This is a genomic window from Abyssogena phaseoliformis symbiont OG214, from assembly GCF_016592595.1.
GTDB lineage: Bacteria > Pseudomonadota > Gammaproteobacteria > PS1 > Pseudothioglobaceae > Ruthia.
The window spans coordinates 1243235-1260723 of sequence record NZ_AP012977.1; the positions used below are offsets into that span (position 1 = coordinate 1243235).

A 17489-nucleotide genomic window follows, 5' to 3' on the forward strand; every position below is an offset into this window, starting at 1 on the left:
AAGGTATATTTTTTCATTATTTCACCCAGTTAATTATATGTAAATCAATTTCCTTTTCGTTCACTTCGTCATCTGAAAAAGTACGCCCACGTACAGAAATACCCGCCAAATGCACAGTTTCTACATCACCACTAATCAGTGGATGCCAGTCAAACAATGGCTTTTTTTCATGTAAAAGTCGATAAGCGCATGTACTGGGTAGCCAATTAAATTTATCACCCCAATTCGAATCAATCGTTAAACAGTCTGGCACCAGTTGTTGGCGCGCCTCATAATGTGGACATTGACAACTTTGTTCATCTATATAGTGACAAACCACATCAGTAAAATAAATATCACCCGTATCCTCGTCCTCAAGCTTATGCAAGCAACAACGCCCACAATTATCGCATAAAGATTCCCACTGCACATGTATCATGTCTTCTAATGCTGTATTTTCCCAAAAATTTAAAACATCAACTGTCATAAATTAGCAATTAAATATAGCAAAATGCGTTTACCCTGTTGACTGCCCTTGCGCGTTGTTATGCTTGCCCAATAATAAGCCTTATTGTAATCTGTCTGAATGCCAATACCATTCATATACATTATAGCCAAGGTATTTTGCGACTGAGTAATACCTTGGTTAGCAGACTGACGCATTAATATAAATGCCGCTCTATTATCCTTGCGTACAACTTCACCTTTATAATAAAGCGCACTCAAATTATATTGAACAATAGGATTGCCCTGTTCAACATTAGCAAGTAACGTTTCCAAATTAATATTTGATTTAATATGATGACTAAGCGATTTGGCAATCTCATCCTGATCAGGAATAAGACTAGTTGTATTGTCAAATAATTGCTCATTTAGATTAGAATCAATAGCAGGAGCAACAGACTGCTGAGGCGTCTCTGCTATAACTGGCTTAATAGCAACCACTGGCTTGGCAATATTGGTAACAATTTGAATAATGTTTTGTTTCTGTTTAGATTGCAATCTTTTTAACAATCTAACCGCCGATGCGTTGTTTTGATTTGCTGCCAATTCTAAATAATGGGCAGCCTCTTTAACCATATCTTGATTAAAGAAACTTTTACCTAACTGGTATTGAGCTTTAACATACCCCGCCTTTGCAGCTTTAAGTAAATAAGTCTTGGCCAGTATTTCATTCTTAACCGTAACATCACCTTTGTTATAAATCAAATACAATTGATATTGTGATACTTTATGACCCTTAGCTGACAAATCAAATAACGTGGCTAAGGCTTTCTTAACATCTTTATCAATTCCATTTCCTTCCAATTGCAATAATGCTAAATGATAACGCGCCTCCAGATGTTCTTGTTCAGCTGCTTTTTGATACCAATAAGCAGTTTGCTTCATGTCTTTTTTAACACCTTGAGCTAATTGGTAACGCAGTGCCAGTGAATATTGTGCCAACTTATGCCCTGCCTGAGCAGCTTTTAATAACCACTTCACTGCCGCTTGATGATTTTTTTCAACACCTTCACCAAGCAAATATCTAAGCGCTAAAGAATATTGTGCATTTGCAAAGCCTTGTTGGGCAGATTTTGTGTATAAATCGATAGCTTTATAGATGTCTTTCTCAATATTATTACCATTTAGATACAAGATTGCTAAGTTATATTGCGCTTGTGTATGGCCGTTCTTTGCTGCTTTTTTATACCAAGCAATTGCACTAGGTAAATTGCGCTTAACTTTGGCGCTTTTTCGATAAATTACGCCTACTAAAAACTGTGACTGCGCATCACCTTGATTGGCTGCCATTAACGCCCAATGTAAGGCCTTAACATCATCTTGTTTAACCAAATAGCCAATTCGATACAGCATTGATAATCTAGCCTGAGCATCAACAAAACCCTGATTTGCAGACTTTTTATAATAATCTAATGCTTTATTAGAATCTCCTTCACGCTCATAAAAATCAGCCAAGTAAAATTGTGCTTCAGGGTCGAATTGATTGGCTGCTGCTTCATACCATCGCTGTGCTAGCGTTAGGTCTCTATCGACACCAATACCCACCTCGTATAACTTAGCAAGATTAAGTTGTGCTGCCCCATATCCCAATAATGCTGCTTTTTCATACCAAGATAATGCCTGAACATTATCAATTGGCGTACCCTCGCCACGACGGTACATCATTGCCAAATTATATTGCGCATTCACAAAATTTTGTGTGGCTGATTTTTCATACCAATATAATGCCCGCTCTAAATCTTTACCAACCCCTAGTCCATAGTAATAACTATTAGCCACATTAAATTGCGCACTTACATAGTCCTGTTCAGCCACCTGTAAGTACCAATAAAAAGCTAATTTATCGTCTTTTGTTACATTAATACCATTATGGTACATATTGGCCAAACTAAATTGCGATCTAGCATCGCCACGCTTGGCTGATGTTTTTAATTTGGTCAATAACTGTTCAGCAGACAATGGCGTATTTAATTGAGGCGTGTCTAATTGCTGTTGGATAACTTGGTTGTCATTAGTAAGCTGTAAAATCTGCAATGCCTGTATTGGTAAAGAAAATAAAAGAACAAGGTAGATAAATTTAATCATGATTTTTTGTTTTATTGGCTAATATAATTAGCCCTATTTTAATCTGAGTTTAACTAATTTGTGTTAATAATCGATTAATACCTATTGCCACACCCGCACATTGAGGCAAAGGATTGTCAAGTTTGGATAAAAACGATACATCAACTGGCGATATAGACTTACCAAGCTGCTTTCGCTTAGTAGTTTCATGCATAAAAACTTGCTCATATTCACTCTTAATTTGTAACTCATCATAACCATTTGCCACTTCAACACCATTTGAATATAATTCAAAACGGTGTGCTACTTGACCTTCTACTTTAGCAAGTGCAGATTGTGATTTAGGGTAATCATAAATAAAACACAAAGGCAACTCTTTTAACTTCGGCTCAACCAAGTGCACAAAAAGCAACATTTGCAGCTCTTCAATCCAAACAAAATCAGTACTCAAGCCTAATTTTTCAGCGAGAATTTTAAGCGTATCAAAATCAGTATTTAAAATATCAATATCAGCATATTGACTAAAAACTTGAACATAAGAGAACCGCTGCACTTTACCTTTAATACCCAATACTTGCAATAAACTAACCATATCATCCATTAACTGATAAATATCAAAGCCCAAGCGATAATATTCAAGCAGAGTAAATTCATTAGAATTGCGCTTACCGTACTCATTATCACGAAATACTTGGCAAACTTGGTAAATATCTCCACTACCTTGCGCCAGTAGCTTTTTCATTTCTAATTCTGGGGAGGTGTGTAGATACTGGGTGCTTTGCATGCCGATATCAGCGTTCACACTCAATGAAATACTGTCAATATAAACATCACTTGTCGGTGTGTTTAGCAGTGTTGGTGTTTGAACTTCCAAGACTGCTTGTTGTTCAAAGAACTGTCTAATTTTTTGAATAACTCGCTGTCTTTTAATAAGTGCATTTCGCATCATAAGCAAAGAAACAAGCAAGACTCATTCCAAAAAATAGATAGTGAATAACTAAGATAATACTATGCACGCCCTGCATATTCATTAGTGCGCGTATCTACTTTAACCTTATCGCCAATACTAACAAAAAGAGGTACTTGCACCACAACACCTGTATTCATGGTTGCTGGTTTACCGCCTGTACCTGCCGTATCGCCTTTTAAACCTGGGTCAGTATCAAGCACTTCAAGAATAACATGATTAGACGGAGTAACTGAAATGGGGTTATCATTCCAAAGTGTCGCCGTGCACATGTCCTGTTCAACCAAATAACCCTTGGCATCACTCATCGCAGTGCCATCAATGGCATATTGCTCAAATGAGTCTGGATCCATAAAATTCCACGCACTACCATCGTTATAAAGATATTGTAAATCCAACTCCATCACATCAGCACCCTCTAGAGACTCACCAGACTTAAAGGTTTTAATCAGTGTTTTACCAGTAATTAAATCTTTAAATTTTACTCGATTAAACGCCTGACCCTTACCAGGCTTAACAATCTCGTTATTCACAATCGAACAAGGATTGCCATCTAACATGAGTTTTAAGCCGTTTTTGAATTGGTTGGTAGAATAATTTACCATTTTTTAAAAACCACAAAAATAAAACGTCTCATTTTACGCAAATATCAAACCATGCCAAATTTTGTTTGTAAAATAACTAGGTAATAATAAGGGATAAAAGTTATATCCTCTTAATTAAGAGGCCTTTGCATAAATATGAAATCGCCAAAAATCAAAGAGAGCAACACAAGCTATAAACTTCGGGATGTATTGATAAGGCAAGAGAAATTATCGCCCCTTGTTAAATGGGCTGGTGGAAAAACTAGGGAGTTAAGATACATCCACCCAAATATACCTAAGAAATTCAATAGATACTTTGAGCCCTTTCTAGGTGGTGGTGCCTTATATTTTTCAATCGATGGTGATGTGGAAAAAATAGTCAATGATTTTTCTCATGAATTAGTCTCACTATACAAAAATGGTAAAGAAACAAGACGAGAAGTTTTTGGATAGCATTGAAGAAATAGCACATAACTGGGAACTATTGAACAAAATTGCAAAAAAGCACGAACACATTATTATTTCAACATACAAAAACTATTCTAACAATTCTTTATCAGGGCAAGAATTAAAAGACTGGATTACTGAATTTATTTTAAAAAACTCCATTGAATTTAATGGCATGTTGAACTCATCGTTTAATACCAATATTAAAAACTTTATAAAAGAAATCGAAAAAAGTATTTTTAATAAAATCAAACGAATGAAAAAAATTGAATTTGAAAAAGGAAAACTCCCAGATAACGACATCGTTGATAATTTTGAAAGCGCTTTAAAAAGCGCACTATACATTCACTTTAGATATTTATACAATAATATAGATAAATATTCTTTTAATGAATCATTTGCGACTGCGCTATTCTTTTTTATTAGAAATAATACTTATTCTGGCATGTTTAGATACAACAAAAATGGTGATTTCAATGTTCCTTATGGAGAAATAGGTTACAACAAAAAATGCTTATTACAAAAATACAATTACTTTAAAGAAGATACACTGAAAAGCCATCTTGAGAGCACAATAATCGAAAACAAAGATTTTGAGAATTTTTTAAAAGATAATAAACCAACAAAACACGACTCCATATTTTTAGACCCTCCTTAATAGTAGTGAGTTTTCAACATACGCTGAAAATGAATTTAATAGAAGTGATCAAACAAGATTGGCTAACTATCTTATAAATAATTGCTCTGCAAAATGCATTATCGTTTAAATTAAAAATACAGATTTTATTTTTAATTTAAACGATAATGCTAAGCTCAATTTATCATCTTTTGATAAAAAGTATTTAGTAAGTTTTCAAAATAGAAATAATAAAAATGTTAATCACCTAATGATTACCAACTACTAACTCAGCATTAAGGATAATTATGACTGAAAGAATAACAGAATTAGAATTGGTGCTTCCTGCACTACTTATTATGAACAGAACTGGCTTTGTTGACACTTCAACACTACAAATAAAGTTACCAAAAATCTTCACTGTAACTGAACTGGCAAGGATTTAGAAATTTTAAAAAATAGGAATAACAGTAGATTTTCTCAAAAAGTGAGAAATTTAAAATCCCATGATAAACTTGAAAAGCTTAGATTTGCTATTTATTCAAGAGAAAATAGTCGGTTTGAAATAACAGAAGAAGGGAAAAAATATTCTTAAGCAAAACAAAAGTTCACTGGATTATCTAATTGGAAATAATTTTGAATGGCAAGATGCTATTGTAGCACTAAACAATCTCACGAGTCATTTGGGAAATTTTGAAGAATTTGATGAAGATATAGTTATAACAGAAGGCGGTAGTAAATATACTTTATCAAAGACATAAGCAAGATCGCATAAATTACGAAAGCAAGCCATTGAATATTACTCAGAAAAGATTAATGGTTTATTTTTTGATATCTGCGATTTTGATTTTGAAAAAACTTATGGGGAGCCTGCAACAGGGTATATCGAAATGCACCGCCTTGATACATATATATGTATCAAGGCGAAGACGAGCAAAGAACTATAGATAACGCAATATCAAATCTAATTCCAGTTTGTGCTAGTTGTCATCGTGTTATTCATAGAGCCAGACCTCCTTATCAAATGGAAGAAGTGAAAGACTTCTATCAAGCACAATTAGACAGTAGTATTTAAAAACACATTAAAATAAAACCTTATGCACATACACGAATACCAAGCTAAAACATTATTTAGCCATAGACACATTCAAATTCCCAAAGGTATTCTTATTGATAGCACTGCCAAGGCTAACGATGCTTGCAAGGCTTTGGGGAGTGATGTTTGGGTCGTTAAAGCTCAAGTTCATGCTGGGGGGCGTGGCAAGGGTGGTGGTGTTGTTTTGTGTCATAGCGTTGAAGAGGTTGAGCGTGCGTGTAGTCAATTATTAGGCTCGCAACTGATTACGCCACAAACAGATGCTAAAGGGTTGCCAGTGAGTCAATTATTAATTGAAGTAGGACAAAATATTGAGCGTGAATTGTATCTTGGTTTGTTGATTGATAGGCAAACGCAAAAAATAACTGTTTTGACCTCTACTGAGGGTGGCATGGATATTGAAAAAGTTGCCAGTGAAACGCCTGATAAAATTATTAAATTTAGCATTGATCCATTAGGTGATTTGTCTGTACAAGATTGTACTTTGATGGCAGAAAAACTAGGGCTTAATGCTGAACTTACCAAGCAATTTAACAAAACCCTTTTGGGCTTGTATGAAATTTTTACTCAAAAAGATGTTAATCTGATTGAAATTAATCCACTTATTGTTACTAAAGAAAATCAGCTATTAGCACTTGATGGCAAGATTGATTTTGACGATAATGCACTGTATCGCCATGAGGATATTGCCACGTTGCGTGATATTTCACAAGAAGATGAAAAAGAAAGGCTTGCCAGTGAATATCAACTTAACTATATTTCACTTGATGGCACAATTGGTTGCATGGTGAATGGTGCAGGACTGGCAATGGCAACAATGGATTTAATTGAGCATTTTGGTGGCTCGCCTGCTAATTTTTTAGACGTGGGTGGTGGAACCACTGCTGATAGGGTTGCTAAAGCCTTTGAGCTGATTCAAACTGAGACAAATGTTGAAGGCATTTTGGTGAATATTTTTGGTGGTATTGTACGCTGTGATTTGATTGCACAAGGCATATTACAAGCCATCGAAACGGTTGGCTTAACCCTGCCAATTGTGGTGCGTTTGGAAGGTACTAATGCCCCAGCAGGGTTAAACTTGCTTGGTGAGTCTGGATTTAATATCCATGTAGAATCTGATTTAACCAAAGCCGCTATAAAAATTATGGAGCTGATTAAATGAGCGTTCTAATTGACAAAAATACACGAGTAATCACCCAAGGCTTTACAGGTAAACAAGGTACATTCCACTCGCGGCAATCCATTGCCTATGGCACACAATTTGTCGGTGGGGTAACGCCAAACAAAGGTGGGCAAAAGCACCTAGATTTGCCTGTTTTTAACACAGTAGTACAGGCAATGCGTGAAACGGGTGCTAATGCCAGCATGATTTATGTGCCGCCCCAATTTGCTTACGCCTCAATACTTGAAGCCATTGAAGCACAAATACCCGTGATTGCTTGCATTACCGAAGGCATTCCCGTGCAAGATATGCTTAAAATTAAAGCCATTTTAAAAACATCAAACTCAATTTTGATTGGCCCTAATTGCCCAGGTGCCATTACACCTGATGAGTGCAAATTAGGCATTATGCCTGGCAACATTCACCAAGCTGGTAGTGTTGGCGTCATATCACGCTCAGGCACGCTTACTTATGAAGCTGTGCATCAAACCACCCAAGCAGGCTTAGGACAAAGCACCTGTATTGGCATTGGTGGCGACCCCATTCAAGGCATGAGTTTTATTGATTGCTTCGCCCTATTTGAAGCAGATCCACAAACTCAGTCTATCATTATGGTAGGTGAAATTGGCGGTTCAGCTGAAGAGGAGGCGGCAGAATACATTCAGTCTCACGTGTCTAAACCTGTGATGTCTTATATTGCAGGGCTAAGCGCACCAAAAGGCAAGTGCATGGGGCACGCAGGTGCAGTGATTAGTGCTGGCACTGGCAAAGCAATCGATAAAATCAATGCCTTAAAAAAAGTCGGCGTGGCAATTGCGCCCACACCCGCAACCATGGGCGCAACCTTACTCGAAGTATTAGCATGAAAAAACCCATTGTTGTCTTAGGTATTGGCGAGTTAGGGAGTGTTTTCTCTCGTGCTTTTTTAAAGAATAATTACCCTGTTTACCCCATCACCCGACAAACTAATATTGATGAGTTGGCAAATACCATCAATCCAGAACTTATCTTGGTTTGCACAGCAGAAGCCGATTTACAAAATGCCCTTCAATCTATTCCTAAGCAGTGGAAAGATAGAGTTGCCATGATGCAAAATGAACTCCTGCCTCGTGATTGGCAAACGCACAATTTTACAAACCCTGCTGTGATTTCAGTCTGGTTTGAAAAAAAGAAAAGTATGGATTCTAAAATATTAATCTCATCCCCTACCTATGGCAAAAAAGCACAAATCCTAGTTGACTCTTTAGCTTTGATTGACATTCCCGCCCACATGCTTAACTCTGAAGAAGCGCTATTATTTGAATTAGTTTTAAAAAATCTTTACATTCTAACCACCAACATTGCAGGGCTGGCCATTGAAAAAGGCGCAACAGTTGATGACTTACACAATCAATATCTAGACTTAATGCTTGATATATCAAGCGATGTGTTAAAACTTCAAAGCGCACTCACAGGTAAAACTTTTAGTGAAAGCGATTTAGAACAAGGCATGATAAAAGCCTTCCAAGGCGATTTAGAACACAAATGCATGGGCAGATCCGCACCCGCAAGACTAAAGCGCGCACTTGAATTGGCAAAAATGTTTAATCTATCTGTACCGACACTAAAAAAGATTGGAAGCAAACATTTTTAACTATTCATCTTGGTAAAAATCTTCCCAATCTTTTGCTCTAAAGCTAGCAAACTAAACTCCCGAACTTCTTCGATAAATTTTTGCCCCATAAAAAATACTTGAACCATGGGTAGGGAAAATACACCATGTTGGGCACAGACTTCTTGCAGCTGCTCGCAATCAATATAAACCATGACTAAATTTGGAAATTTAGCCAAAAATTTTGTCTCAATCTGTGGCTTAATGGCTTGACATACGCCACAACTGGCACCGCCAAATAATACCAATACTGCTTCTTTTTTATGCTTTAAGACACTTAGTTGAGTTTGGCCCTTAATGTTAATCATAGCTTTTCTTTTAACTGGGTAAAAAACACCTCGAAACTGGGTAAATCTAGTTGAGATTGTCTTTGTTTTTTGCCCCACATTGGCTCAGGAAAATAACTATCTGTTTTAAAACGCGCCATAATATGCCAGTGAACTTTTGGCAATACATTACCAAAAGAGGCGATATTAACTTTATCGGCATTGAAATAACTTAACATTAACTTTTCAGTAATGTCAATAATTCTAAAAATTTCAGTTTTTTCATCCAATGTACATTCGCTGAATTCTTTAATATTGCGCTTGGTGAATACCTTAACCCAAGGAATTTCGCTAGGTTCAATTTCTAGGGTGATTAACGTATTTTCATAAATCATTATTTTTCTCCAAAAGCATCGCATCGCCATAAGAGAAAAATCGATATTTTTGATTACTGGTATGTTGGTAAATATCCATCATTTGTATGCATCCGATAAAGGCATTACCAACATTAGTAATGAGGATTTTGGTAAATGGAAATTGATAGCCACGATAAATAAAAATATCAGTTTCATCTTGCTGAGCGGTGAGTTTACCATTTTTAACACTGGACTCTAAAACCCGCACAGCAGTTGTGCCAACTGCAATAATGCACCCACCATTTAGCCTTGGTTTGGTTAATTTTATCAATGGTTGCTTGGTTAATCTTAAACGTCTCACTGTGCATAACATGGTCTTTAATGTTGTCAGTTTTGACAGGGACAAACGTACCTGCACCAACATACAGTGTAACAAATGAGTAACCAATGCCTTGTTTTTTTAACTCTGTTAACAATTTATCATCAAAATATAGCCCTGCGGTTGGCGCTGCCACTGCGCCATTTTGAAATACGTACACGGTTTGGTAGCGGCTTTTTAAGTCTTGGGTATTATCTGCTCTTTCGATATAAGGAGGTAATGGGATATGGCCAATATTATCAAGTAAATCAAGTAAAGAATTGGTTTCAAATATTAGCGTATAAAAGCCGTTATTCTTTTGCTGAACTGTGACGTGAACGCCATTTTCTAAAATAATGCAACTGCCGACTTTAGGCGCCCTGCTGGCCCTAATCATTGCCAGTGCTTGCTTTTCATCTAAAAGGCGTTCAATCATAATTTCAACTTTACCGCCTGTTGTTTTTGTGCCAAACAAGCGTGCTGGAATAACTTTGGTATTATTCATTATCAGTAAATCACCTGATTGAAGAAAACTGCCTATTTGATTAAATTGTGTATCTATAATGCTTGATTGTTTGATTAAAAGCCGTGAATCTGTTCTATTTTTTGGTGGATTTTGGGTGATAAGTGAGGTGTGTAAGTCAAAATAAAAATCTTTTAATTGCATGGTTTTTTGCTAAGTAAGCAAGGCTTGTTTAGTAGCTCTAAAACTTGATAAGTAGCAGTAACAATAGCACGCGGGGTAATGGTTGCACCAGTAAACGTGTCAAATGTACCGCCGTCTCGTTTCACTTTCCAATTTTTCTTGCTTGGATTTGAGAGTGAAAGCCCAAGAAATTGCTCAATCCAATTTGATTTTTTGAGCTCGATTTTATCACCCAAGCCTGGAGTTTCTTTATGTGTTATAATGCGAACACCTAAGAGTTTTTTATCAATACCCACGCCTGTTAATAGGCGAATATCGCCGTTATAACCATTGGGATAGGTGTGTTCAATCAAATAGGCAAATATTTTATGATTCTTTTTTACTGGATAAATATTAACAACTTGTGTGACGTTGTGTAATTTAAGCGTTTTAGTGTATTTATCTGCCAATATATCATTACTATAATCACTAACCAGCTCACCCAAGCGTTGGATTAATAATTGCTTTTCATTGTAAGTAATGACGTCTTTGGTGTTGGTTTGTGTCAGTGAGACAAAGAATACACTCACCACTGTGAACACAAACAACAAAACCCCTGATTTTAAAATAGCGCCTAACATTATCGCCCAAATACCTTGGGTTGCGTAAAGCTATCAATAAGTGGCACGGTCATGTTCATTAATAATACCGCAAAAGCAATACCATCAGGATAGCCGCCAAAAGTACGGATGATAACAATTAATACGCCTATCAAAAAGCCATAAATTATTCTGCCTTTGGGTGTGGTGCTGGCAGACACTGGATCGGTTGCAATAAAAAATGCGCCTAACATCGTACCACCAAGCATAAGATGATTTTGAGTGGGCAAGTATAAATCAGTATTGCTAACAGACAATAATATTGAGCTAATCACAATGCCTGCTAAAAAAGCCGCCGGAATTTGCCAAAAAATAACTTTTCTGAATAGTAAATACAAACCACCCAATAAAAACCCTGCGTTAATCCATGCTTGAGAGGGTGAATGCAGGTCTAATTGCTGAATTGACCCTGCGAGTGATAAGCCGTTTTTTACCTCATCCAGTTTTGTTGCGCCACTGATAACATCAATATTACTTAAATCAAACACCACGTCTAAAGCTTGACTAAGGCTTAAAAAATCAATCTGCCAAGTGCTCATTTGTAGCGGATAAGAAATCAGTAAAAATACGTAGCCTAGCATGGCAGGATTAAATGGGTTATTACCCAAACCGCCGTACAACTGCTTGCCAAAAATAATGGCAAAACTCACACCCACCACAATCACCCACCACGGCGCAATACTAGGAATGGAAATGGCGAGTAGGATTGCTGTGAGTACTACTGAGCCATCACTAATTGAGCTGATAACATCACGACCTCTAAGTGCTAGAAATGCTGATTCAACTGCAATGGCTGTAACTACGCCCAGCACTATTTGCAACAAAACACCCCAACCAAAGAAATAATAAGCCGCCATCACACCTAATGCTAAGGCATAAATTACTTGGCGCATCATCCATGAAGTTGAGTTAAATATTGGTGTCATTTTTTTTATCCTTCGCTTGTTGTACTCGCTGCATTGCCTTAGCAATTTTTTGTTTTTGAGACTGCTCTTTTGCCATTTTTTCTTTTAAAGCTTTTTTCTTATCTGCCATCATTTGCACGCGCTCAAGTTTATTACGCTCCAGACGATATTCTCTAAACTCAAATCTTTCTCTGGCAATGTTAATTCTATCCTGCTCACGAGTTTGTTGCTTGTTAAGCGCCTTAGCAAAAGAAAAATAGTTTGCTAGTAGTATGTGGCTTGGACAGACATAATCACAACAAGCACATTCAATACAATCAAATAAATTATAATTTATAGCTTTCTCAATATTCTCACTTTTAGCATGCCAATAAAGCTGCTGAGGAAGTAACCCCACAGGACAAACTTCTGAACATTGACCACAACGAATACATTCTTGAATGGCGGGCTTGTGTATGTGATTGTTCACAAAAATAGCATTGGTAATCTTGCAAATAGGAGCTTGGATATCAGCCACATCAACACCCATCATCATACCACCCATACGATAGTCATGCGCTTTTTGATTAGGGCTGGCCATTGAAATAAGGCTTTTAAACGATGTGCCCAAACGCACCTCAAAATTATTAGGCTTAACACCACTACCCGTAACCGTAACAATACGTGATACTAATGGCTTATGATCAACCACTGCATCAAATACTGCCTTAGTAGTGGCTACGTTTTGGCAAGCAATACCCCTATCCACAGCAAAACCTCCTGATGAGATTTCAACACCAAGTAAAGCCTTAATGAGTAGTTTTTCAGCACCAGAGGTGTATTTAGTTGGGATTTGGCTAATGCTAATTCTGTCATTATGATTAAACATTAATAATGCCTGGTAAGCCGCTTGTTTATCATCCTCAATAGCAATAATCGCACGCTTTGCACCACAAATATGCAGCAAAATTTCCACACCACGAATAATTTCTCTTGGATGAAGCTGCATCAAAGCATCATCGCACATAACCCCTGGTTCGCACTCAGTGCCGTTAATAATTAAGGTATGGCATTGTTTAATTTTGCCAAGTTTGGCGTGTGTTGGAAACCCTGCACCACCTAAACCTACAATACCTGATTTTTGAATATAATCAATCATGGTCTGTGCTGAGCAATGCAAAAAATCAATACCGCAACCTGAATTATCTATCCATTTGTCTTTACCATCAGATTCAATCGTAATACACTGAGATTTAAGCCCTAATTTATGCGGTATCACTTGCTCATTAATACTTAAAACCACACCAGAAACTGAGGCATGAATAAACACACCAAAACTGTCTTTAGTACTGGCAATTACTTGTCCAGTAAGCACATAATCGCCAACACTCACACAAGGTTTAGCCCGCTCACCAATACGCTGTTGTAAGGGTATGGTTACTTTTTTTGGTAATGGTGCTTGGATAATCTCCACCTTATCCACTGGATAAGGATTGCTAATCACAATACCACCATTAAATGAATAATCAGCCATGGTTAGCCTTGGATATATCGGGTACAAATGTGGTTAATGTAGGCTCAATTTCCTGCATATGAATACAATCAACAGGGCACACAGGAATGCACAAATCACACCCTGTACATTCATCAATAATCACTTGGGTCATCACCTTAGAAGCACCCACGAATGCATCCACAGGGCAAGCCTGAATACACAAAGTACAGCCAATACAAACAGCCTCATCCACAAATACCACATGGCTAGGTTTGGTCTCACCATGCTCAGCATTCAGTGCTAAAGTTTCAACCCCTAAAAGCTCTGCCAGTGCATCAGCCCCTTCTTGTCCACCAGGCGGACATTGATTAATTTGCACCTCGCCACAGGCAATTGCCTGTGCATAAGGACGACACCCAGGATAATCGCATTGACCGCATTGGGTTTGTGGCAAAATCGCATCTATTTGGTCAACCAAAGGATTGTCCTTTAGCTTGAATTTAACCCCAGCATATCCCAACACCAAGCCCAACACCAGTGTCAAAACCGAGAAAATTAGGACTGAATCAAACAACTCAAGCAAGCCCAATAAAGCCCATAAATGCCATCGACATCAATCCTGCTGTAATCAGCGCAATGGGTGCGCCTTTAAAAGCTTCTGGCACATCCGCCACGTCAATCCGCTCACGTATAGCTGAGAACAACACCAATACAAATGAAAATCCAATGGCAGCTCCAAAACCATAAACACCCGATGCTAAAAATCCATTATCCTGATTAACATTTAACAATGCCACACCTAGCACAGCACAGTTAGTCGTAATCAAGGGCAAAAATACACCTAAAGACTGGTGTAGAACAGGGGAGATTTTATTAACTACCAACTCAGTAAAGCCAACCACGCCAGCAATAGTCACGATAAAAGCAATGGTTCTTAGATATTCCATTTCAAATGGAACCAAAATATAGGTGTTAATTAAATAACTAGAAATACTCGCCAAAGTCAGTACAAAAGTCGTAGCAAACCCCATACCAATTGCAGTGTCAATCTTTCTTGAAACTCCCATAAATGGGCACAAGCCCAAAAACTTAACCAAGACAAAATTATTAACTAAAATCGTACTCACTACGATCAAGACATACTCATTCATAATAAATCACACAAAGCCTGACGAATACCATCTAACTCACCGCTTGTTATATTGCCAATTTTGGCGCTCACTCTGCCCTTTGACAAAGAACGGATTTCATAAATACAAGCGTCTGAGTCCTTTTTGAGTTACTGTCTTTTATTAATAAAATAACGATAAGGCTGGTTATTCTTAATCACCAAGCTTGAAAGCGGCACAACCACAACAGTTGTAAATAGCGCTAAATCCTGATTATCGCTTAGAATAATAGCAGGTCTTAATTGTCCAATTTCGCCCATCTGCGTAGGCTCAAAATCAACCAGACAAATATCGCCTTTATTAAGTTTGCTCAATGTCATCTCCTGCCGTTCCATCTCCTATCGGATCAAGTATTTGGGCTTGCGCTGCACGTTTGGCATTTTCAAGGCGCTCTTTGTTGTTAAGTTCAGTTAAAAATTTTAAAAAATCAACCTTGAATTTACTAGGCACAAAATAGCCAATTTCCTGCTTCTTTCTACCATTAATGATATTAATCACTTGGTCAGTTTGGAAAAAATCAACCGATTTACGCATATCTGCCATGGTCGCCTGAATCATTACATTCTCCTATTTTGTCAAATCACTATGTAACATTATAATGCAATATTAAAATTGCATAACTACTTTTGCAACCCCAAACGAACTAACCAACAATAATGCACCACCCACCCAGCGCTTAAATAAATCGTCATTCTCTATAATTCTTTGGTGCAATTTAAGCCCGATAATATGCCCAACTGCAGCTATAGGAATCAAACTCAGAGACAATTGCCAATCAATCATCACGCCAAATGTCACAAAAGTGCTCATCTTAATACCCACCAAAATAAACCACAATACAAACAAAGTATTACGCAGATATTCCTTCGCCACATGGCGCATATACACAACCACAATCAAAGGCGCACCAGTGAGCGAAATACCTGCCACATAGCCACCCAATATGAGTAGTAATTTATCCGCCCACGGTCGATGTGAGGTAATTTTTTGGTTAGAAATCCAAATAATTGAATAAAAAATCGTGATTGAATACACAAACACAATCATCACCTTATCAGGGAGTGATAGCAACCCAAATACCCCAATCAAAGTCGGAGGAATAATCCATAAGAGTGATTGCTTGAGGTAACACCAATCCACTTGCTTAATAGACTTAAACAAAGTCAATGAAGAGAAAAACAACAAATGAAGCCCAATTATAGGCAACCAATAAACAGGTGATGCGCCCACTAGCAACATCAGCGGCAATCCAAGTGCCGCACCACCAAACCCAAGCCCCGTGCGCACAAACCCTGCCCACATAAAAATCAGGCCCACTAAAAATAATTCTGTATTAGAAAAGACCATATTCTTAACTATTTACCAACACTACAGCCTATCCAACGGCGACACCACCTCTTGTCCGCCTTGGCGTAATACATGCGTATAAATCATCGTTGTTTGTATATCGCTATGCCCTAATAATGCCTGAATGGTGCGAATATCCGTACCTGTTTGCAATAAATGCGTGGCAAATGAATGCCTAAATGTGTGCGCTGATACTTTTTTATCAATACTTCTACATTTTTTAACCGCCACTTTAATGGCTTTGTTCACCGCTGATTGGTCAATATGATGTCTTCTCTCAACACCACTTCTTGGATCAGTTGCAATATTTCTACTAGCAAATACATATTGCCAGCCAAACTCCTTATTAGCATTCGGATATTTTTTAGCCAAAGCATTCGGTAAATAAACACCGCCATAACCCTCTTTTAGATCCATCAAGTGCCTTTCTTTTCTTTGCAACAAACAGGCTTTTAATAACGGGATTAATTTATTAGCAAGTGGCGTCACCCTATCCTTTTTACCCTTGCCATCCCGAATAGTTATTTGACAATATTCAAAATCAATATCCTGAACCCTCAAGCGCACCAACTCAGAAATTCGCAAACCACCGCCATATAGTAACTGCACCATTAAAATATTTGTGCCACTAAGTTTCGACAACACTTTTTTTACCTCTTCGATACTTAACACTGCAGGAATGCGTGGTTGTTTCTTGCTACGTACCGCCTGCACATTTTCGAGTGGTTTGCTTAGCACCTTACTGTAGAGAAAAACCAACGAATTTAACGCCTGATTTTGAGTGCTTGCTGCCACATTTTGCTTTACCGATAAATCCGTTAAAAAATGCTCAACCTTATGTTCAGAATTCTCAAACAGTTCCTGTTTGTCCCTCATTTGTGAAAACTTAATAAATCGCTTAACCCAATCGCAATATGTATTTTCTGTTTTATAAGCATAATGCATCCGCCGCATCAGCTCTCGCATTTTCTGAATGACGAGTTTATTTTCTATTATCATGATAATTAGATTAAATTATGTAATTAATTTTTTTACTTAAATAGCACATATTAAGTAAAAATTTATTTTAGACCAAGAAAGTGGCAAGAATACAACATTTTTTACATAGTATTATTTTTAATAGCGTGTATAAAGGAATATGTCCTTATACTAAATAGTTATGCATTTTCCGTTGTTAGGATACACCCCAAAATTCTCAAAAAACTTGGGGGGATATATGGGTCAAAATTAGCAATGGTGAGAATTATATTTATCGAATTG

The 17489-nt window shown here is 37.3% G+C and carries 24 protein-coding genes; 7 read left to right on the forward strand and 17 right to left on the reverse strand.

What is annotated here, in order from left to right; translation table 11 throughout:
* Positions 1-16: 16 nt before the first annotated feature.
* From CVPH_RS07915 to efp, 4 genes are read right to left on the reverse strand one after another with little or no spacing between them, the layout of a single operon-like run.
* Positions 17-466 carry a YcgN family cysteine cluster protein gene (locus CVPH_RS07915; RefSeq protein ID WP_201341210.1) on the reverse strand — a complete coding sequence of 150 codons (450 nt, stop codon included), beginning with the start codon at positions 464-466 and terminating at the stop codon, positions 17-19.
* Positions 463-2568 carry a tetratricopeptide repeat protein gene (locus tag CVPH_RS07920; protein WP_201341211.1) on the reverse strand — a complete coding sequence of 702 codons (2106 nt, stop codon included), beginning with the start codon at positions 2566-2568 and terminating at the stop codon, positions 463-465. The genes CVPH_RS07915 and CVPH_RS07920 overlap by 4 nt, the downstream gene beginning before the upstream one ends.
* Before the next feature lie 49 nt (positions 2569-2617).
* Entirely contained in the window at positions 2618-3496 is an 879-nt protein-coding gene (epmA, locus tag CVPH_RS07925) for an EF-P lysine aminoacylase EpmA (protein WP_201342460.1), read from the reverse strand.
* Positions 3497-3555: 59 nt separating this feature from the next.
* Positions 3556-4119 (reverse strand): elongation factor P, encoded by a 564-nt coding sequence (gene efp / locus CVPH_RS07930; protein WP_201341212.1) that lies wholly within the window; start codon positions 4117-4119, stop codon positions 3556-3558.
* 135 nt (positions 4120-4254) lie between these two features.
* On the opposite strand from efp, the gene CVPH_RS10295 reads away from it, so the two are divergent.
* The 7 genes from CVPH_RS10295 (at position 4255) to CVPH_RS07960 (ending at position 9052) form a co-directional block, all read left to right on the forward strand.
* On the forward strand, positions 4255-4551 hold the full coding sequence (locus CVPH_RS10295; RefSeq protein WP_225879684.1) for a DNA adenine methylase: 297 nt from the start codon (positions 4255-4257) through the stop codon (positions 4549-4551).
* The gene (locus CVPH_RS10300; RefSeq protein ID WP_225879685.1) at positions 4544-5203 is read left to right on the forward strand and encodes a DNA adenine methylase; all 660 of its coding nucleotides are present in this window, start codon (positions 4544-4546) and stop codon (positions 5201-5203) included. The genes CVPH_RS10295 and CVPH_RS10300 overlap by 8 nt, the downstream gene beginning before the upstream one ends.
* A gap of 266 nt (positions 5204-5469) precedes the next feature.
* On the forward strand, positions 5470-5607 hold the full coding sequence (locus CVPH_RS07940) for a hypothetical protein (RefSeq protein WP_201341213.1): 138 nt from the start codon (positions 5470-5472) through the stop codon (positions 5605-5607).
* A 467-nt stretch (positions 5608-6074) separates the two neighbouring features.
* Positions 6075-6236 (forward strand): hypothetical protein, encoded by a 162-nt coding sequence (locus CVPH_RS07945; protein WP_201341214.1) that lies wholly within the window; start codon positions 6075-6077, stop codon positions 6234-6236.
* A gap of 22 nt (positions 6237-6258) precedes the next feature.
* Positions 6259-7419, forward strand: coding sequence for an ADP-forming succinate--CoA ligase subunit beta (gene sucC / locus CVPH_RS07950; RefSeq protein WP_201341215.1), 1161 nt, complete (start codon positions 6259-6261; stop codon positions 7417-7419).
* Positions 7416-8285: a succinate--CoA ligase subunit alpha gene (gene sucD, locus CVPH_RS07955; RefSeq protein ID WP_201341216.1), complete on the forward strand. Its 870-nt coding sequence runs from the start codon at positions 7416-7418 to the stop codon at positions 8283-8285. Before sucC ends, sucD begins: the two co-directional genes overlap by 4 nt.
* A complete protein-coding gene (locus tag CVPH_RS07960; protein WP_201341217.1) occupies positions 8282-9052 on the forward strand; it encodes a hypothetical protein in 771 nt (256 codons plus the stop codon). Before sucD ends, CVPH_RS07960 begins: the two co-directional genes overlap by 4 nt.
* Here the strand turns inward: CVPH_RS07960 and CVPH_RS07965 are convergent.
* The 13 genes from CVPH_RS07965 to CVPH_RS08020 form a co-directional block, all read right to left on the reverse strand.
* Entirely contained in the window at positions 9049-9378 is a 330-nt protein-coding gene (locus CVPH_RS07965; RefSeq protein ID WP_201341218.1) for a thioredoxin family protein, read from the reverse strand. The two genes, CVPH_RS07960 and CVPH_RS07965, sit on opposite strands and share 4 nt — an antisense overlap.
* Complete coding sequence (locus CVPH_RS07970) at positions 9375-9731, reverse strand: HIT family protein (RefSeq protein ID WP_201341219.1); 357 nt, start codon at positions 9729-9731, stop codon at positions 9375-9377. The genes CVPH_RS07965 and CVPH_RS07970 overlap by 4 nt, the downstream gene beginning before the upstream one ends.
* Positions 9721-9960: an S-adenosylmethionine:tRNA ribosyltransferase-isomerase gene (locus CVPH_RS11305; protein WP_425353113.1), complete on the reverse strand. Its 240-nt coding sequence runs from the start codon at positions 9958-9960 to the stop codon at positions 9721-9723. Before CVPH_RS11305 ends, CVPH_RS07970 begins: the two co-directional genes overlap by 11 nt.
* Positions 9935-10717: an S-adenosylmethionine:tRNA ribosyltransferase-isomerase gene (locus CVPH_RS07975; RefSeq protein ID WP_425353114.1), complete on the reverse strand. Its 783-nt coding sequence runs from the start codon at positions 10715-10717 to the stop codon at positions 9935-9937. Before CVPH_RS07975 ends, CVPH_RS11305 begins: the two co-directional genes overlap by 26 nt.
* Positions 10708-11316, reverse strand: a complete 609-nt coding sequence (rsxG, locus tag CVPH_RS07980; RefSeq protein ID WP_201341220.1) for an electron transport complex subunit RsxG — start codon at positions 11314-11316, stop codon at positions 10708-10710. Before rsxG ends, CVPH_RS07975 begins: the two co-directional genes overlap by 10 nt.
* Positions 11316-12260 (reverse strand): RnfABCDGE type electron transport complex subunit D, encoded by a 945-nt coding sequence (locus CVPH_RS07985; RefSeq protein ID WP_201341221.1) that lies wholly within the window; start codon positions 12258-12260, stop codon positions 11316-11318. The genes rsxG and CVPH_RS07985 overlap by 1 nt, the downstream gene beginning before the upstream one ends.
* Positions 12244-13752 (reverse strand): electron transport complex subunit RsxC, encoded by a 1509-nt coding sequence (gene rsxC, locus CVPH_RS07990; RefSeq protein WP_201341222.1) that lies wholly within the window; start codon positions 13750-13752, stop codon positions 12244-12246. The genes CVPH_RS07985 and rsxC overlap by 17 nt, the downstream gene beginning before the upstream one ends.
* The gene (gene rsxB / locus CVPH_RS07995; protein WP_201341223.1) at positions 13745-14287 is read right to left on the reverse strand and encodes an electron transport complex subunit RsxB; all 543 of its coding nucleotides are present in this window, start codon (positions 14285-14287) and stop codon (positions 13745-13747) included. Before rsxB ends, rsxC begins: the two co-directional genes overlap by 8 nt.
* A 1-nt stretch (position 14288) precedes the next feature.
* Complete coding sequence (gene rsxA, locus CVPH_RS08000; RefSeq protein WP_201341224.1) at positions 14289-14864, reverse strand: electron transport complex subunit RsxA; 576 nt, start codon at positions 14862-14864, stop codon at positions 14289-14291.
* A 128-nt stretch (positions 14865-14992) separates the two neighbouring features.
* Positions 14993-15196: a type II toxin-antitoxin system PemK/MazF family toxin gene (locus CVPH_RS08005; protein ID WP_201341225.1), complete on the reverse strand. Its 204-nt coding sequence runs from the start codon at positions 15194-15196 to the stop codon at positions 14993-14995.
* Positions 15183-15440, reverse strand: a complete 258-nt coding sequence (locus tag CVPH_RS08010; RefSeq protein ID WP_201341226.1) for a hypothetical protein — start codon at positions 15438-15440, stop codon at positions 15183-15185. Before CVPH_RS08010 ends, CVPH_RS08005 begins: the two co-directional genes overlap by 14 nt.
* Positions 15441-15488: 48 nt before the next feature.
* Positions 15489-16229: a TSUP family transporter gene (locus CVPH_RS08015; RefSeq protein ID WP_201341227.1), complete on the reverse strand. Its 741-nt coding sequence runs from the start codon at positions 16227-16229 to the stop codon at positions 15489-15491.
* Positions 16230-16250: 21 nt separating this feature from the next.
* Positions 16251-17228 (reverse strand): integron integrase, encoded by a 978-nt coding sequence (locus CVPH_RS08020; RefSeq protein WP_201341228.1) that lies wholly within the window; start codon positions 17226-17228, stop codon positions 16251-16253.
* Positions 17229-17489 lie beyond the last annotated feature (261 nt).

Excerpts from the sequence above, each read along its gene's own strand:
- CVPH_RS07915 (WP_201341210.1), bottom strand. The coding sequence starts at position 466 with ATGACAGTTGATGTTTTAAATTTTTGGGAAAATACAGCATTAGAAGAC.
- CVPH_RS07920 (WP_201341211.1), bottom strand. The coding sequence starts at position 2,568 with ATGATTAAATTTATCTACCTTGTTCTTTTATTTTCTTTACCAATACAG.
- epmA (WP_201342460.1), bottom strand. The coding sequence starts at position 3,496 with ATGATGCGAAATGCACTTATTAAAAGACAGCGAGTTATTCAAAAAATT.
- efp (WP_201341212.1), bottom strand. The coding sequence starts at position 4,119 with ATGGTAAATTATTCTACCAACCAATTCAAAAACGGCTTAAAACTCATG.
- CVPH_RS10295 (WP_225879684.1), top strand. The coding sequence starts at position 4,255 with ATGAAATCGCCAAAAATCAAAGAGAGCAACACAAGCTATAAACTTCGG.
- CVPH_RS07940 (WP_201341213.1), top strand. The coding sequence starts at position 5,470 with ATGACTGAAAGAATAACAGAATTAGAATTGGTGCTTCCTGCACTACTT.
- CVPH_RS07945 (WP_201341214.1), top strand. The coding sequence starts at position 6,075 with ATGTATCAAGGCGAAGACGAGCAAAGAACTATAGATAACGCAATATCA.
- sucC (WP_201341215.1), top strand. The coding sequence starts at position 6,259 with ATGCACATACACGAATACCAAGCTAAAACATTATTTAGCCATAGACAC.
- sucD (WP_201341216.1), top strand. The coding sequence starts at position 7,416 with ATGAGCGTTCTAATTGACAAAAATACACGAGTAATCACCCAAGGCTTT.
- CVPH_RS07960 (WP_201341217.1), top strand. The coding sequence starts at position 8,282 with ATGAAAAAACCCATTGTTGTCTTAGGTATTGGCGAGTTAGGGAGTGTT.
- CVPH_RS07965 (WP_201341218.1), bottom strand. The coding sequence starts at position 9,378 with ATGATTAACATTAAGGGCCAAACTCAACTAAGTGTCTTAAAGCATAAA.
- CVPH_RS07970 (WP_201341219.1), bottom strand. The coding sequence starts at position 9,731 with ATGATTTATGAAAATACGTTAATCACCCTAGAAATTGAACCTAGCGAA.
- CVPH_RS07975 (WP_425353114.1), bottom strand. The coding sequence starts at position 10,717 with ATGCAATTAAAAGATTTTTATTTTGACTTACACACCTCACTTATCACC.
- rsxG (WP_201341220.1), bottom strand. The coding sequence starts at position 11,316 with ATGTTAGGCGCTATTTTAAAATCAGGGGTTTTGTTGTTTGTGTTCACA.
- CVPH_RS07985 (WP_201341221.1), bottom strand. The coding sequence starts at position 12,260 with ATGACACCAATATTTAACTCAACTTCATGGATGATGCGCCAAGTAATT.
- rsxC (WP_201341222.1), bottom strand. The coding sequence starts at position 13,752 with ATGGCTGATTATTCATTTAATGGTGGTATTGTGATTAGCAATCCTTAT.
- rsxA (WP_201341224.1), bottom strand. The coding sequence starts at position 14,864 with ATGAATGAGTATGTCTTGATCGTAGTGAGTACGATTTTAGTTAATAAT.
- CVPH_RS08010 (WP_201341226.1), bottom strand. The coding sequence starts at position 15,440 with ATGATTCAGGCGACCATGGCAGATATGCGTAAATCGGTTGATTTTTTC.
- CVPH_RS08015 (WP_201341227.1), bottom strand. The coding sequence starts at position 16,229 with ATGGTCTTTTCTAATACAGAATTATTTTTAGTGGGCCTGATTTTTATG.
- CVPH_RS08020 (WP_201341228.1), bottom strand. The coding sequence starts at position 17,228 with ATGATAATAGAAAATAAACTCGTCATTCAGAAAATGCGAGAGCTGATG.